Source organism: Paractinoplanes toevensis (genome assembly GCF_018332695.1).
Lineage (GTDB): Bacteria > Actinomycetota > Actinomycetes > Mycobacteriales > Micromonosporaceae > Actinoplanes > Actinoplanes toevensis.
In genome coordinates this window covers 17,458-32,045 of record NZ_BOQN01000089.1, presented here as the reverse complement: position 1 = coordinate 32,045, position 14,588 = coordinate 17,458, and the positions used below count along the sequence as shown (strand labels likewise).

Genomic DNA, 14,588 nt, shown 5'->3' with positions numbered 1-14,588 from the left:
CGACGCTGACCCTCGGAGATCCGTGCACCTCAAGAGCCTGACGGTCAAGGGCTTCAAGTCCTTCGCCTCCGCCACGACGCTGCGCCTGGAGCCGGGCATCACCTGTGTGGTGGGCCCCAACGGCTCGGGTAAGTCCAACGTCGTCGACGCCATCGCCTGGGTGCTCGGTGAGCAGGGCGCCAAGGCGTTGCGCGGTGGCAAGATGGAGGACGTCATCTTCGCCGGTACGTCCGGCCGGGCGCCGCTGGGCCGCGCCGAGGTGACGCTGACGATCGACAACAACGACGGCGCCCTCCCGATCGAGTACACCGAGGTCTCGATCACCCGTCGGATGTTCCGCGACGGTGCCAGCGAGTACGAGATCAACGGCAACGCCTGCCGGCTGCTCGACATCCAGGAACTGCTCAGCGACTCCGGCATCGGCCGGGAGATGCACATCATCGTCGGCCAGGGCCGGCTCGACGCGATGCTGCACGCGAAGCCCGAGGACCGCCGCTCCTTCATCGAGGAGGCGGCCGGTGTCCTGAAGCACCGCAAGCGCAAAGAGAAGGCGATCCGCAAGCTCGACGCGATGCAGGTCAACCTCAACCGGCTGACCGACCTCACCGCCGAGCTCCGCCGCCAGCTCAAGCCGCTCGGCAAGCAGGCCGAGGTGGCCCGCCGCGCCGCCGGCATCCAGGCCGACCTGCGCGACGCCCGGCTCCGGCTGCTCGCCGATGACCTGCACACGCTGCGCACCACTCTGGACAAGGAGATCGCCGACGAGTCGGCGATGCGCGACCGCCGGCACGAGGTCGAGGAGGAGAACCGCGAGATCCAGCGGCTGCTCGCCGACCTCGAGCACGCGCACGCCGAGGACGCTCCGCTGCTGCAGGCCGCCCAGGACACCTGGTACAAACTGGCCGCGCTGCAGGAACGCTTCCGCTCCACCGAGCAGCTCGCCACCGAGCGGCTGCGCCACCTCGCCGCCACGCCCGACGAGGAGCGGCCCGGTCGCGACCCCGAGCAGCTGGTCGCCGAGGCCGAGCGGGTGCGCGAGCAGGAAGAGGAACTGCGCGAGGCGCTCACCGACGACCAGATGCGGCTGGCCGAGGCGGTCGAGCGGCGACAGGAACTGGAACGGCAACTGGCCGCGGCCGAGGGCGCCCTGCGCACCGCGGCCAAGGCGATCGCCGACCGCCGCGAGGGCCTGGCCAAGCTGACCGGCAACGTGAACGCGGCACGCGCCCGCACCGGGAGCGCGGCCGAGGAGATCGAGCGGCTCGCCACCGCGCACACCGACGCGCTCACCCGGGCCGAGGCGGCCCAGTCCGAGGTGGACGCGGTGGCCGCCGAATCCACCGAGGCCGACCGGGACAACGTCGAGCTGGACGAGCGGCACGCCGAGGCGCAGGCCGCCCTCGACCGGGCCGCCGCCGTGGTGCGGGAACTCTCCGACGCCGAGCGGACCGCGGAGAAGGACGCGGCCAGCTGGAAGGCGCGCGAGGAGGCCCTCGCGCTCGGCCTGCAGCGCAAGGACGGCGCCGGTGCCCTGCTGGCCAAGCGGGACCAGGTGCCCGGCCTGCTCGGCAGCCTGGCCTCGATGCTCACCGTCCGGGCCGGCCACGAGGCCGCCATCGCCGCCGCGCTGGGTACGTTCGCGGACGCCGTCGCACTCTCCGGGGTGGACGAGGCGATCGAGGCGATGCGTACCCTCAAGATCGCGGACGCCGGCCGGGCCGCGCTGGTCGTGGCCTCGCCCGCCGGTCCCGGCATGCGCGGCTCGCTGGAGTCGCTGCGCCCGGCGATGCCGGAGGGTGCCGTGTGGGCGCCCGAGGCCGTCGAGTGCTCGGAGCAGATCCGGCCCGCCGTCAACCGCGCCCTCCGCGACGTCGTCCTCGTCCCCGACCTCGGCGTGGCCGCCCAGCTGGTGGCGAGCAACGCCGAGCTGCGGGCGGTCACCCCGGACGGCGACGTGCTCGGCGCGTTCGCCGCGGCCGGCGGTTCCGGCAAGGCCACCAGCTACATCGAGGTGCAGGCCGCGGTCGACGAGGCCAAGGCCCAGCGGGCCACCGCCGAGGAGACGATCCGCGAGGTCAAGGCCCAGCTGGTGGACGCCCGCGCCGAGGTCGCCGAGCGCAAGGAAACGGTGAACGTGGCCGCGGCGGCCAAGCGGGCGGCCGAGGGCGAGCGCAACGCCGCCGCCCGCCGCCTCGCCGAGCTGGGTGCCGCCGCCCGGTCGGCCAAGGCCGAGAGCGAGCGCCTCGGCGCCGCCCGGCAGAAGGCCGAGAGCGCGCGGGAACAGGACCTGATGCGCCTGGCCGAGCTCGAGGAGCGGCTCAGCCTGGCCGAGTCCACCCCGATCGACGAGGAACCCTCCACCGAGGAACGGGACACGCTCGCCGCGCTGGTACCGCAGGCCCGGCAGAACGAGATGGAAGTACGCCTCGCCGTCCGTACGGCGGAGGAGAGGGTCTCGTCCATCTCCGGCCGGGCCGATTCCCTGATGCGTCAGGCCAACGCGGAGCGGCAGGCCCGGGAGCGGGCCGCGGCCCGCCGGGCCGCACGGGCCCGCGGCGCGGAGATCGCCAAGGCGGTCGCGCTCGGCGCGGCCACCGCCCTCGCCCGGGTTCAGGTGTCGCTGGCCGGGGCCGTCGAGGTGCGCGACGACCTGGCGCAGGCCCGCACCGCCCGCGAGGCCGAGCTGCAGGAAGTCCGGGCGACCGCGAAGCGGCTGCTGGCCGAGCTGGAGCGGCTCACCAGCGAGGTGCACCGGGACGAGATGGCCCGGGCCGAGCAGCGGATGCGGATCGAGCAGCTCGAGGCCAAGGCGGCCGAGGACTTCTCGCTCGACGTGGACACCCTGATCACCGAGTACGGCCCGGATCAGCTCGTGCCGCCGAGCGCGGCCGAGACGGCGCAGGCCGAGAAGGACAACAAGCCGGTGCCCGAGCCGGCGCCGTTCCACCGGCCCACCCAGGAGAAGCGGGCCAACAAGGCCGAGCGTGACCTGCAGCTGCTCGGCAAGGTCAACCCGCTGGCGCTGGAGGAGTTCGCGGCGCTCGAGGAGCGCTTCAAGTTCCTCTCCGACCAGCTGGAAGACCTCAAGGCCACCCGCAAGGACCTGCTCACCGTGGTCAAGGACGTCGACGACCGCATCCTCGAGGTGTTCACGTCGGCGTTCGAGGACACCGCGCGCGAGTTCCAGACCGTCTTCCAGGTGCTGTTCCCGGGCGGCGAGGGCCGGCTCGTGCTGACCGACCCGGAAGACCTGCTCAACACCGGCGTCGAGGTCGAGGCCCGGCCGCCGGGCAAAAAGATCAAGCGGCTGTCGCTGCTGTCCGGTGGCGAGCGCTCGCTGACCGCGGTGGCGATGCTCTGCGCCATCTTCCGGGCCCGCCCCTCGCCCTTCTACATCATGGACGAGGTCGAGGCCGCCCTCGATGACGTCAACCTGGGCCGGCTGATTACCCTCTTCGAACAGTTGCGGGAGAAGAGCCAGCTGCTGATCATCACGCACCAGAAGCGCACCATGGAGGTCGCCGACGCCCTGTACGGCGTGACCATGCGGGCCGGTGTCACCCAGGTGATCAGTCAGCGATTGAAGAAGGAAGAGGAATAGCCGGCATGCGCGAACGCGCCCAGGCCCTGCTCATCGACCTGGACGGCGTTCTGCGCCGCTGGGACCCGGCCCCGATGATCGCCGTCGAGCTGGAGTACGGCCTCAAACCGGCCGCCCTGCTCGAGACGTCGATGTCGTGGGACATCTACCGCCCCGCGGTGGCCGGCGAGATCACCGACGCCGAGTGGATGCGCCTGGTCGCCGAGCGCCTGCCGATCGAACCCGACCGCGCGGCCGAGGCGGTGGCACAGTGGCAGTCCTACCGCGGCGAGCCCGACCCGGACGCGCTGGCCTTCATCCGCGAGGTGCGGGCCGGCGGCCGCCCGGTCGGCCTGGCCACCAACGCCACCGACCGCCTGCGCCCCGACCTGGAGGCGCTGGGCCTGGCCGGCGAGGTCGACGTGGTGATCAGCTCGTGGGAGCAGAAGCTGCACAAACCGTCCCCCGAGTTCTACCACCGGGCCTGCGAGCTGATCGGCTTCGCACCGAAGCACGTGCTCTTCGTGGACGACGACGACCGCGCGGTGAGCGGCGCCCGCGCCGCAGGGCTGCCCGCCTACCGCTGGGCCGGCCCGGAGCACGTCACCTATCTACGCAAGGCCCTCGATCTGCCCGAGTGAACCTTGGGTGGCGGCTCCCGTCCGGCTCTGGAAGAGTCGCGGCCAGGTCGAGGGGAGCGGGATGCCGGGCTGGTGGCGGTGGCTGGTCAGGGTGCTGTTCGGGGTACTGGCCGCCGGGTCGGCGGTCTGGCTCGTCCGGTCCGGTCTGCACGGCGAGCTCGAACCGGTCGGGTTGGTCGGTCTCCTGGTGGCGGTGCTGGCCCTGGCCGGTGACGAACGGACGCGGCGGCTGGACCGCGACCGGCCCGCGCCCACCCCGGCCGCCCACGCCGAGGCTCTCGCCGGGATCCTCACCGAGCAGTGGCCCGCCGACGTGGCGGCCCGGCACCTGCACGACCCGGGCCTGTTGCCGCTTGCCTGGATCGAGGTGGAGGCCGCGACGCCGGCCGTCCCGGTCGACTCCGGCCGTCCCGAGCAGCGCCTGCGTCGCGACTTCGACGAGATGGCCCGTCGTCTCGCCGAGCTTTACCTGAGCGGGCCGAAGCGGCTGGTGGTGCTCGGGCAGCCCGGTGCGGGCAAGTCGGTGGCCGCCCTGATGTTGCAGGTGGGCCTGCTGAAGGCCTGGTCCGCGGGCGCGGATCAACCGGTGCCGGTGCTGCTGCCGGTGGCCTCCTGGAACCCGGTGACCGAGAAACTCGACGACTTCGTGGTCGCGCGACTGGCCCGCGACTACTACGGCGGCCGGGAGGAGGTGCCGCGCCGACTACTGCGGGCCGGTCTTCTGCTGCCCATCCTGGACGGTCTCGACGAGATCCCCGAGCTCGCCCGGGGCGCCGCGGTCCTCGGGATCAACGAGGCGGTCGCCGAGCACGACCGGCCGGTCGTGGTGACCTGCCGGCTCGTTGAGTATGAGGACCTGATCCAGGCCGGGTCGCCGGTGCTGCGCCGGGCGGCGGTCGTCCGGGTGTCGCCGGTTCGGCCCCGCGACGCGATCGATTACCTGAAGCGGGCGCAATGGGCCGACCCGGCCGCGTGGGACGGTGTCTTCGCCGAGATGGAGAAGGCCGGCTCGCCGGTGGCCGAGGCGTACTCGACGCCGCTGATGGTGTCGGTGGCCCGGACCGTCTACGAGAAGTTGGGCGGTGACCCGGGCGAGCAGCTCGACCGGGAGCGGTACGACTCCCGCCTCGCCGTCGAGAACGGCGTGATCGACCGGCTGGTCGATGCGGCGTACTCCGCTCCCTCCTCGCGCTGGTCGGCCGCCCAGGCGCGGCGCTATCTGACCGTGCTGGCCCGGCTGCTGTACCGGGACGGCGAACGCGACCTGGTGTGGTGGGAACTGCCCGGCCGGATGCTGTCGGTCTGGACACCGACGTTCGTCGGGCTGTTCGTCGGCCTGCTGGCGCTGATCGGCACCGCCGTGTGGACCACGGCGACGCTGGGGTCCGGCTCCACCGTGCAGGGCGTCTACATCGGTGGCCTGATCGGTTTCGGCTTTCTCGTGCTGGTGATGATCGCCTGGTTCGCCTCGGGGGAACGCCCCGGCCGGCTCCCGCTCGACGGCTCCTCGCTCGCCTCGGTCCGGCGCCTGGTCAACTTCGAGGTGTGGCTCGGCATGGTGGTCTGGATCGTGCTGGCCGCGATCGTCGTCGTCGCGGTGACCGTGCTCTCCGGCTGGACCGTGCTGAACACCGAGCAGTTCCTCAAGTACGCCGGGCGGACGCTGGGCGTCAGCCTGGCCGGGCTGCTCGCCCTGGTCGTGAACGCCTGGTCGGTGGGTGCGGCGTCGCAGGCCCAGCTCACCTCGCCGGTTGCCGCGCTGCGCCACGATCGCCTGTCCTCGCTGACCGGAGCGATCGGGTCCGGGCTGGTGTTCGCCTGGTTGCTGGGGTGGTTCCTGATCGGCGGCGGAGCGATCGCCGGCCTGGCCGCCGCCCTGGTCACCGGCGGGGCCGGCTGGTCGGTCCCGGGCGATTTCCGCAACCTTGTCGCGGCCGGGCAGTTCGACATCGTGACCGGCACCTTCGGTCGCCCGAGCCTCGCCTTCGGCGCACTCGCGGTGCTGCCCGGTCTGGCCGTCGCGCTCGTCGTGCTGTTCGGCCGGGCCTGGTTCCGTTTCCAGATTCTGCGGCTGGTCCTGGCGCCCCGCGGTGACCTGCCGTGGCGCGTGTTCGGCTTCCTGGAGGACGCCCGCTCCCGGGACCTGCTGCGTCAGTCCGCCGGCGCGTACCAGTTCCGGCACGTACGGCTGCAGGAGAGGCTGGCCGACGAGAACGCGCCGACCGTGTCCGCCGCCGAGGAGGTGGCCCGGGCCCGGTCGCGCCGCCGCCGGCTCCTCGTCGCCGGCTCGTTGGTGGTGTTCGTGGTGACGCTGGCGGTGCCGCTGCTGGCGGTGCCGCACGACCGGGCCGACGCGGTGCTGCACCTGCCCTACCGGTCGTCGGCGAAGAGAATGGACGTCAGCCCGGACGGCCGGACCCTGGCTGTCACCTCCGACGACGGGGTACGCCTGTGGCGGCTGCCGACCGGCCGGCCGATCATCGGTATCCCGGTGGCGAACGACTATGGCGTGCAGATCGACTTCAGCGCGACCGGCCGGCTCGTGGTGGTGCGCGACGGCCCCGACTTCGCGCAGGTGTGGCGGACCGACGGTGGCAGCCCGGAGCCGGTCGGCGTGGCGCCGCCCGGTGGGGGCGTGGTGCTGCTGGCCGGCGGCACGAGGTTCGGCGTGCTGTCGAGCCGGGACGGCGGCCCGGGAACGGTGCTGACCGTCCGGTCCGAGACGGGCGCGGTGCTCGCCGAGATCCGGGGAAGTCTTCCATCCGCCATCACCCGCCAGGACTCCAGCCGGGACGACAGCCAGCGGCCGATCGACCCGCAGGGGCCCCGGCATGTTCTGGTCGGCGCCGACGACGGCTCGCTGGACGTCTGGGACCTCCAGGGTGAACCGCGGCGCGTGTCGGTGCTGCGCCAGGCCGGTGGGGGACCGGAGGACGCGGTGATCGACTCCCGGGATACCCGGGTGCTGGTGCGGGCCTCCGGCTCGGCCCAACTGTTCGACCTGGCGACCGGCGCTCTGCTCCGTCGGCTGGCGTTCCGCGAGGCGAGGTCCACACTCGAGTTCAGCCCGGGCGGGCGGTGGATCGTCGGCGCGTCCGGCGGGCGGGACAACAGCGTCGATGACGACGACACCCTGACCGTCTGGGACGCGGCGACCGGTGCGCCGCGCAGCACCATGCGAGTCTCCGACGACCTGGATTCGCCGGTATTCGGCCGGAACGAGAAGTCGATCGTGCTCACGGTGCCCGACCGCGCCACGGCCGACGCGACGCTGCTGGTCTGGCCGATCGGCGCGGCCGGCGCGGCCAGCACCTTCACCGGGATCGAAACCTTCCAGATATACCGGCGAAGGGCCGGGTCGGTCCTGCTGGTCGTGCACCAGGACAGCGAGTGGCAGGGCCGGGTCGACATCGTCGACGTCGACTCCGGCACCCTGACCCGTACGGTGCGGGTTCCCGGCCGGGTGATGTCACCGGCCGGCGGCGACAAGGGGCCGGTGGAGGACATCGAGACCGACTTCGTGGAGCCGATCCTCGGTGAGACCGCCGACGGGCACACGATGGCCTGGAACGGCCTGACCGGCGAGCCACTCGGTCCGAGTGCCCCGAGCTGGGACGCCCTGGTGGACAGCCCGACCGGCGGTGTGTTCGTCGGACGGGACAGCGATCGTCTGGCGCTCTACCGTTCGGACGGCTCTCTGATCGGGCCGCTGCCGGGGTCTCGTTACCGGGAGGAGCCCGCCTCGAACTGGAGGTGGATCCAGTTCAGTCCCGACGGACTCCTCCTGGCCGCGGCCGACGGTGACACCATCCGGGTCTGGGACACGGCCGACGGTCACCTGGTGGACACCCTGCGCGGCCACAGCGGCCCGGTGCTGGAATACCAGTGGGGCGCCGGTCAGCCGACCGGTCATACCGTCATCACGGCCGGTCAGCAGGATTCCACCGTGCGGCTGTGGCACATCCCGGACGGTCGCTGAGTCAGTCGCCGGTGGCGCCGTCGATGCGCTCGCGGATCAGGTCGGCGTGGCCGTTGTGCCGGGCGTACTCCTCGATCATGTGGATGTAGACCCACCGGAGGCTCAGGGTGCTGCCTCGGGAGGTGGTGAACTCGTGCTCCAGCGGGAGGTCGGCCACCGCCTTGTCGGCGGCCGGCAGCTCGGCTCGGAACGCCGCGAGGTCGGCCTCGGCGTCGGCGTCGGCCACGAAATCGAAGTCGCCGTCGGTGTTGTCGGCGGTGACGTAGAGGTCGCCGGCCGGGGTCTGGCCGGCCGCCCGCACGATGAACCAGATGCGCTCGACCTCGGTCATGTGCCGGACCAGGCCGAGCAGGGTCAGGTTGGACGGCTGCACGGCGGCCGTCTTCAGCTGCTCGGCGGTGAGGCCGGCGCACTTGGTCAGCAGGGTCTGGCGGTGCCAGTCCAGCCAGCCCTGCAGCATCGCCCGCTCGGGGCCGGTAAAGGGTTCGCTCTCACGCTGCGCCTCGGGCGCGGTCCAGGTAGTCATCGGCGGCTATCCTTCCCGCTGCGCGGCAGTGGCCGCAGCCCTATTTTTCGGGGCCGTAAACGACCTCGGCGACGGTGAACAACGTGCCACCCTTCTCGGTACCCTCGACTCGGACCGTGGCGGTGGGGCCGGTCAGCCGCAGGCTGCTGACCGCGTTGCCGAAATAGGGGCCGGCCTCGCGTTTCCAGGTCCACTTCGGGCGGGGCACACCGGCCGAGTGGGCCAGGCCGCGCACACCCTTGGCGGCGGCGCGGGACCAGCTGAAGCGCATCAGCGGGCGCATGAAGGCGGGCACCTGGTTGTGCACCGGCGAGCAGGTCAGCTGCATGACCGGGGTCTGCATGGCCTCGCCGAAGTCGGCCCGGGCCACGTAGGAGTGGTGCACGTCGCCGGAGAGCACCGAGATCGTCGCCGGAGCGGCGTACGCCCCGCCTGCGCCCACCCGGTGGCCCGGTGAGCCGGCACCGCCCTCACCCAGCCGGCGGAAAAGCTCGCCGAGGGCGGCGAAGGAGCGGCCGAAGGCCGCCCAATGTTCCAGGTCGAAGGCTCGGCGGATCTTCTCGGCGTAGGCGGCCACGCGCTCGTTGCCCGAGTCGGCGGTCCTCTCGTTCCACGCCTCCAGGTGATGGATGGCGGGCGGCATGAGCCACGGCAGGGAGCTGCCGATCACCAGGTGGTCGTAGTTGCCGTGGGCCTGGTCGACGAACCAGGACCACTCGCGGGGCGGCAGCATCTCGCGGGCGCCCGGGGTCAGCACCCGGTTGCAGCGGTTGTCGAGCATCACCAGGCGGGTGCGGCCCAGGTCGAGGGCGAACGACCACTGGTAGTGGCCGGACTCGCCGTCGACCGAGCGGCCGAAGTCGTGCAGCAGGACGGTGGCCTCGCCGGCCGCGGTCACCTTGGCGAACAGCGGATCGGCGTCGAGCTCGTCCGGGCTGAGGTTGCCCAGGTGCTGGTAGACCCAGTAGGAGGCGAGGCCGCCGGCGATCCGCTCGATCCACCAGGACTGGGCGGCCATGTCGCGACGCCAGCTCGCCGAGGTGTTCCAGTCGTCGATCAACTCGTGGTCGTCGAAGATCATCACGCTCGGGACGGTGGAGAGCAGCCAGCGGATCTCCGGGTCGCGCCACGACTCCAGATAGAGCTTCGTGTACTCGTCGAACGTCACCACCTGGTCGTCCGGGCCCTGGTGGCCGGCCGCGCGGCGGCGGCGCAGGAAGCGTTTGACCTTGTCCGACGTGTTGTCCGCGTAGACCTGGTCGCCGAGCAGGACGATCAGGTCGGGGCGGAGATCTTGGTTCTGCGGGTCGCCCATCAGGCGGCGGGAGTAGGCGTCCAGCGCGTCCGGCGGCAGATGGCGGGCGGTGGAGTGCGGCGTCGCCTCGCGACAGGACCCGAAGATCAGCCGGACCGGTGCGTCGGCGTCCTGCGCCGGACGGGTGCGGATCACCGACGGGGGGTACGTCGAATCGGCCGACGGCCAGACCGGGCGCTCATCCAGGAATACGCGGTAGGAGCTGGCCGCGTCCGGGGTGAGGCCCTCGACGACGACCAGGGCGTAATGATGCCCGTACGCCGAAAAGGTGGTCGCCGAGCCGGTGCCGCCGCCTTCCGCCTCGACCCGGACGGTGGCCGGCTCGGTGGTCTCCACCCAGATGGTCGCGCGGTCGCCGACCACCCGCCGCAGCAGGGGGCCGATGAGGAGGTGAGCAGCCATCAGGCGGTTGAGCCTTCCACGCAAAGGGTTCCGAGGGCGTCCCATCCTCCGTCAGAGGAGTGGGATGCCGCCACTGGGCGGCCGACGCCACGCGCCGGCGGCTCATCTGTCAGGATTTCAGCCATGGAATACGTGGTCGCCGCAGTCATCCTGCTCGTCGTCCTGGTCGCCGGTGCCGTCGGCCTGATGGTGCCGCGGATGCGCCGCCGTGAACTGCCGCCGCAGGCCGGCGGGGGGACCACGACCCTCGAGCGCCCGACCGAGGAGGAGCCTCCGCCGCTGGTCGTGCCGGCCGAGGCCGACGAGGGCCTGCCGCCGCTCATCGAGGCGCCGGTCGAGTCGCCGGTCGTCGTCGAGGAGAAACCCGAGCTCGAGAAGCCGGAGCCGACCGCCGGCCGGCTCGTCCGACTGCGCGCCCGGCTGGCCCGCTCGCAGAGCTCGCTCGGCCGGGGCCTGCTCAGCGTCCTGTCCCGGGACCACCTCGACGAGGACGCCTGGGAGGAGATCGAAGACAGCCTGATCAGCGCGGACGTCGGCGTCGAAGCCACCCAGGTGATCGTCGAGCGGCTGCGGGAGCGGGTCCGGGTGCTCGGCACCCGCACGGTGGCCGAGGTGCGCGCGCAGCTGGCCGAGGAGCTGACCTCGGCGCTCGAGCCCGGCATGGACCGCACGCTGCGGACGACGCCGCACGACGGCCGCCCGGCGGTGCTGCTGGTGGTCGGCGTCAACGGCGCCGGCAAGACCACCACCTGCGGAAAGATCGGCCGGGTGCTGATCGCCGACGGGCGCACCGTGCTGTTCGGCGCGGCCGACACGTTCCGGGCCGCGGCCGCCGAGCAGCTGGCCACCTGGGGCGAGCGGGTCGGCGCCGAGACCGTGCGTGGCCCGGAGGGCGGCGACCCGGCCAGCGTGGCGTTCGACGCCGTGAAGCGGGGCATCGACACCGGCATCGACACCGTGCTGATCGACACGGCCGGCCGGCTGCAGAACAAGGTCGGGCTCATGGACGAGCTGGGCAAGGTCAAGCGGGTCGTGGAGAAGCACGGGCCGGTCGACGAGACCCTGCTGATCCTGGACGCCACCACCGGGCAGAACGGTCTGGAACAGGCGCGCGTGTTCACTGAAGTGGTGGATGTGACGGGCGTCGTGCTCACCAAGCTGGACGGCACCGCGAAGGGCGGAATCGTCATCGCCGTGCAGCGCAAGCTGGGGATTCCCGTAAAGCTGGTGGGTCTGGGCGAGGGTCCGGACGATCTTGCACCGTTCGAGCCGGCGGCCTTCGTCGAGGCACTGCTTGGCTCCGACGGTTAGTCTCGGAGTCTCAGGTGAGCAATTCGGGGAGGCCGTGGGTGACGCAGGAGCCGGTGCGGGAGATTCCGCTCCACGGCGGCAACGTCAGCACGGTCTCGCGCATCGGCGACACCGTGCGGCGCAACACCGGCCCGTGGACGCCCTCCGTGCACGCCCTGCTCAACCACCTCGAGCGGGTCGGGTTCACCGGGTCGCCGCACGCCCTCGGGATCGACGAAAAGGGCCGCGAGGTCCTGTCGTACCTCGATGGCGAGTGCGGTGAATACCCGCTGGCCGCCCACTGGGTGACCGAGGAAGCGCTGGTCACGGTCGCGACCATGCTGCGGATGTTCCACGACGCGCAGTACGGTTTCGTGCCGCCGCCGGGTGCGGTGTGGCGCTCGTTCGGGCCGCCTCCGCCGGACACCGAGGTGATCTGCCACCACGACGCGGCCCCGCACAACGTGGTCTGGCGGCCGGACGGCACGCTCGCCCTGATCGACTTCGACCTGGCCTCGCCGGGTGCCCGCATCTACGACGTGGCCTACGCGGCGTGGACCTGGGTGCCGCTGTTCAGCGATCGGGATTCGTACACCCTGGGTTGGAAGCGGCCGAACCGGCCGCGCCGCCTGCGGCTCTTCGCGGACGCCTACGGGTTGATCCCGCGCGATCGGCACCGCCTCGTGCGCACCATCCGCAAGCGGATCGTGGACCATGTCGAGGGCATCCGGCGGATGGCGGCGGCCGGCGATCCGGCCTTCGTACGCATCGTGCACAAGGGGCATCTCCGGCGTCCGATGCGCGATTTACGACTGCTCGATTACGAGCGCCACACCCTCGAATACGCTCTTCGTTGATCGCCCGTTGACAATGTCCGGGCGAGGGCGCTGACAAAATTGCGCGGCTATTGCACCAGTTCAGGGCGTTTCGCCGCCGCGCCTGTGAGAGTTTCTTCACACGTACGAAACAACCCGTCACGTGCCGGAAATCGCGCGTAGACCGTGCGTGAAACAGCAGACCGGAACGCTTTGCCGCGAACCGGCCGACTGGCGACGCTGCCCCGTGGGTCGTGTGGGAGGACACCTAAAATTCCGAGAGGAGGCAGCGTGGAGATCGACACTGGCAATACCGCCTGGTTGCTCCTGTCGTCTGCGCTCGTTTTGCTCATGACCCCGGGTCTGGCGCTGTTCTACGGTGGCCTCAACCGGTCCAAGGGCACCCTGAACATGATGATGATGAGCTTCTCCAGCATCGGGATCATCTCGATTCTGTGGTCGCTCTACGGCTTCACCCTCGCGTTCGGCGCCAACGACAGCGAGGGCACCAACAAGTTCCTCGGTAGCTTCACCCAGTACTTCGGCACCGGCACCAGCTGGCTGCCGGACATGTGGGGCGAGACCGGGATCCCCACGTACGTCTTCATGGTCTTCCAGATGATGTTCGCCGTCATCACGGTTGCCCTGATCAGTGGTGCTCTCTCCGACCGCCTCAAGTTCGGCGGCTGGGTGCTCTTCGCGATCGGCTGGTTCACCCTCGTCTACGTCCCGGTCGCGCACTGGGTCTGGGGCGGCGGCTGGATCGGCGCCAACCTGCACGCGCTGGACTTCGCGGGTGGTACCGCGGTCCACATCAACGCCGGCGCGGCCGCACTCGGTGTGATCCTGGTGCTCGGTAAGCGGATCGGCTGGCCGCGGGAGAACATGCGCCCGCACAGCGTGCCGTTCGTCGCCCTCGGCGCCGGCCTCCTGTGGTTCGGCTGGTTCGGCTTCAACGCCGGTTCCGAGCTGACCGTCGACAGCACCACCGCGGTGGCGTTCGTCAACACCCAGCTCGCCACCGCCGCCGCTCTCGTCGGCTGGGCCGTCGTCGAGTGGCTGCGGGACGGCAAGCCGACCCTGGTCGGTGCCTCGTCCGGTGCGGTTGCCGGCCTGGTCGCCATCACCCCGGCCTGTGGTTTCGTGGCTCCGCTGCCCGCCGCCCTGATCGGCATCATCGCCGGTGCGGTCTGCGCCCTGGCGGTCGGCCTGAAGTACAAGCTGGGCTACGACGACTCGCTCGACGTCGTCGGCGTGCACTTCGTCGGTGGATGGATCGGCTCGCTGTCGATCGGCTTCTTCGCCACCACGCAGGTCAACGGTGCGATCACCGACGTCCTGGGTGCCAAGGAGGGTCTGTTCTACGGGGGCGGTGGCGAGCAGTTGTGGCGCCAGTTCGCCGGTAGCGCGGCTGTCACCGTCTACTCGTTCGCGATCGCCGCTATCCTCGCGTTCATCCTCAAGGCCGTTAAGGCTCTGCGGGTCAGCGAGGAGGCCGAGATCGAGGGCATCGACATCGCCGACCACGGCGAGACCGCGTACGACTTCACCCCGTCCGGTGGTTCGGGTGGCGGCAGTGCGTTCGCGATGGCGGGGATCAAGCCCGGCATCGATGCGGACGGCAAGGCTGATGTCAGCCAGAAGGTCGCCGGTTAGATTCCCGTATGACTGCTCCGAGAGAGGGACTGAGCATGAAGCTGGTGACCGCGGTCATCAAGCCGTACCAGCTCGACGCGGTGAAGGAAGCTCTGCACGCGCTCGGCGTGACCGGCTTGACCGTGAGCGAGGTACAGGGGTACGGACGGCAGAAGGGCCACACCGAGGTGTACCGGGGTGCCGAGTACACGGTGGAGTTCCTGCCGAAGATCAAGGTTGAGGTGGTGACCGACGAGATCGACGTCGAGAAGATCGTCGACGCCGTCGTCACCTCGGCCCGGACCGGCAAGATCGGTGACGGGAAGGTCTGGGTGACCGGTGTGGAAGAGGTCGTCCGGGTCCGTACCGGCGAGCGCGGTCTCGACGCGCTCTGACAATGAACAA

The 14,588-nt window shown here is 71.2% G+C and carries 9 protein-coding genes; 7 read left to right on the top strand and 2 right to left on the bottom strand.

From position 1 onward, the window contains the following. Positions 1 to 22 precede the first annotated feature (22 nt). The 3 genes from smc to Ato02nite_RS34635 are packed head-to-tail and all read left to right on the top strand — an operon-like array spanning position 23 to position 8,200. Positions 23 to 3,601 (top strand): chromosome segregation protein SMC, encoded by a 3,579-nt coding sequence (smc, locus tag Ato02nite_RS34645; RefSeq protein ID WP_213010903.1) that lies wholly within the window; start codon positions 23 to 25, stop codon positions 3,599 to 3,601. Positions 3,602 to 3,606: 5 nt separating this feature from the next. After that, positions 3,607 to 4,221: an HAD family hydrolase gene (locus Ato02nite_RS34640; protein ID WP_213010902.1), complete on the top strand. Its 615-nt coding sequence runs from the start codon at positions 3,607 to 3,609 to the stop codon at positions 4,219 to 4,221. Between the two features lie 7 nt (positions 4,222 to 4,228). Next, positions 4,229 to 8,200 carry an NACHT and WD40 repeat domain-containing protein gene (locus Ato02nite_RS34635; RefSeq protein ID WP_213010901.1) on the top strand — a complete coding sequence of 1,324 codons (3,972 nt, stop codon included), beginning with the start codon at positions 4,229 to 4,231 and terminating at the stop codon, positions 8,198 to 8,200. Position 8,201: 1 nt separating this feature from the next. Here Ato02nite_RS34635 and Ato02nite_RS34630 read toward each other — a convergent pair whose 3' ends face one another. Then, positions 8,202 to 8,726 carry a DinB family protein gene (locus Ato02nite_RS34630; protein WP_213010900.1) on the bottom strand — a complete coding sequence of 175 codons (525 nt, stop codon included), beginning with the start codon at positions 8,724 to 8,726 and terminating at the stop codon, positions 8,202 to 8,204. 40 nt (positions 8,727 to 8,766) lie between these two features. Beyond that, on the bottom strand, positions 8,767 to 10,443 hold the full coding sequence (locus tag Ato02nite_RS34625; protein WP_213010899.1) for an alkaline phosphatase D family protein: 1,677 nt from the start codon (positions 10,441 to 10,443) through the stop codon (positions 8,767 to 8,769). A gap of 123 nt (positions 10,444 to 10,566) precedes the next feature. On the opposite strand from Ato02nite_RS34625, the gene ftsY reads away from it, so the two are divergent. The 4 genes from ftsY (at position 10,567) to Ato02nite_RS34605 (ending at position 14,578) form a co-directional block, all read left to right on the top strand. After that, on the top strand, positions 10,567 to 11,754 hold the full coding sequence (ftsY, locus tag Ato02nite_RS34620) for a signal recognition particle-docking protein FtsY (protein ID WP_213010898.1): 1,188 nt from the start codon (positions 10,567 to 10,569) through the stop codon (positions 11,752 to 11,754). A 14-nt stretch (positions 11,755 to 11,768) separates the two neighbouring features. Beyond that, positions 11,769 to 12,590 carry a phosphotransferase gene (locus Ato02nite_RS34615; protein ID WP_246607820.1) on the top strand — a complete coding sequence of 274 codons (822 nt, stop codon included), beginning with the start codon at positions 11,769 to 11,771 and terminating at the stop codon, positions 12,588 to 12,590. Between the two features lie 249 nt (positions 12,591 to 12,839). Continuing rightward, complete coding sequence (locus Ato02nite_RS34610) at positions 12,840 to 14,204, top strand: ammonium transporter (RefSeq protein WP_281419872.1); 1,365 nt, start codon at positions 12,840 to 12,842, stop codon at positions 14,202 to 14,204. A 35-nt stretch (positions 14,205 to 14,239) separates the two neighbouring features. After that, positions 14,240 to 14,578 carry a P-II family nitrogen regulator gene (locus Ato02nite_RS34605; protein ID WP_213010896.1) on the top strand — a complete coding sequence of 113 codons (339 nt, stop codon included), beginning with the start codon at positions 14,240 to 14,242 and terminating at the stop codon, positions 14,576 to 14,578. Positions 14,579 to 14,588: the final 10 nt, after the last annotated feature.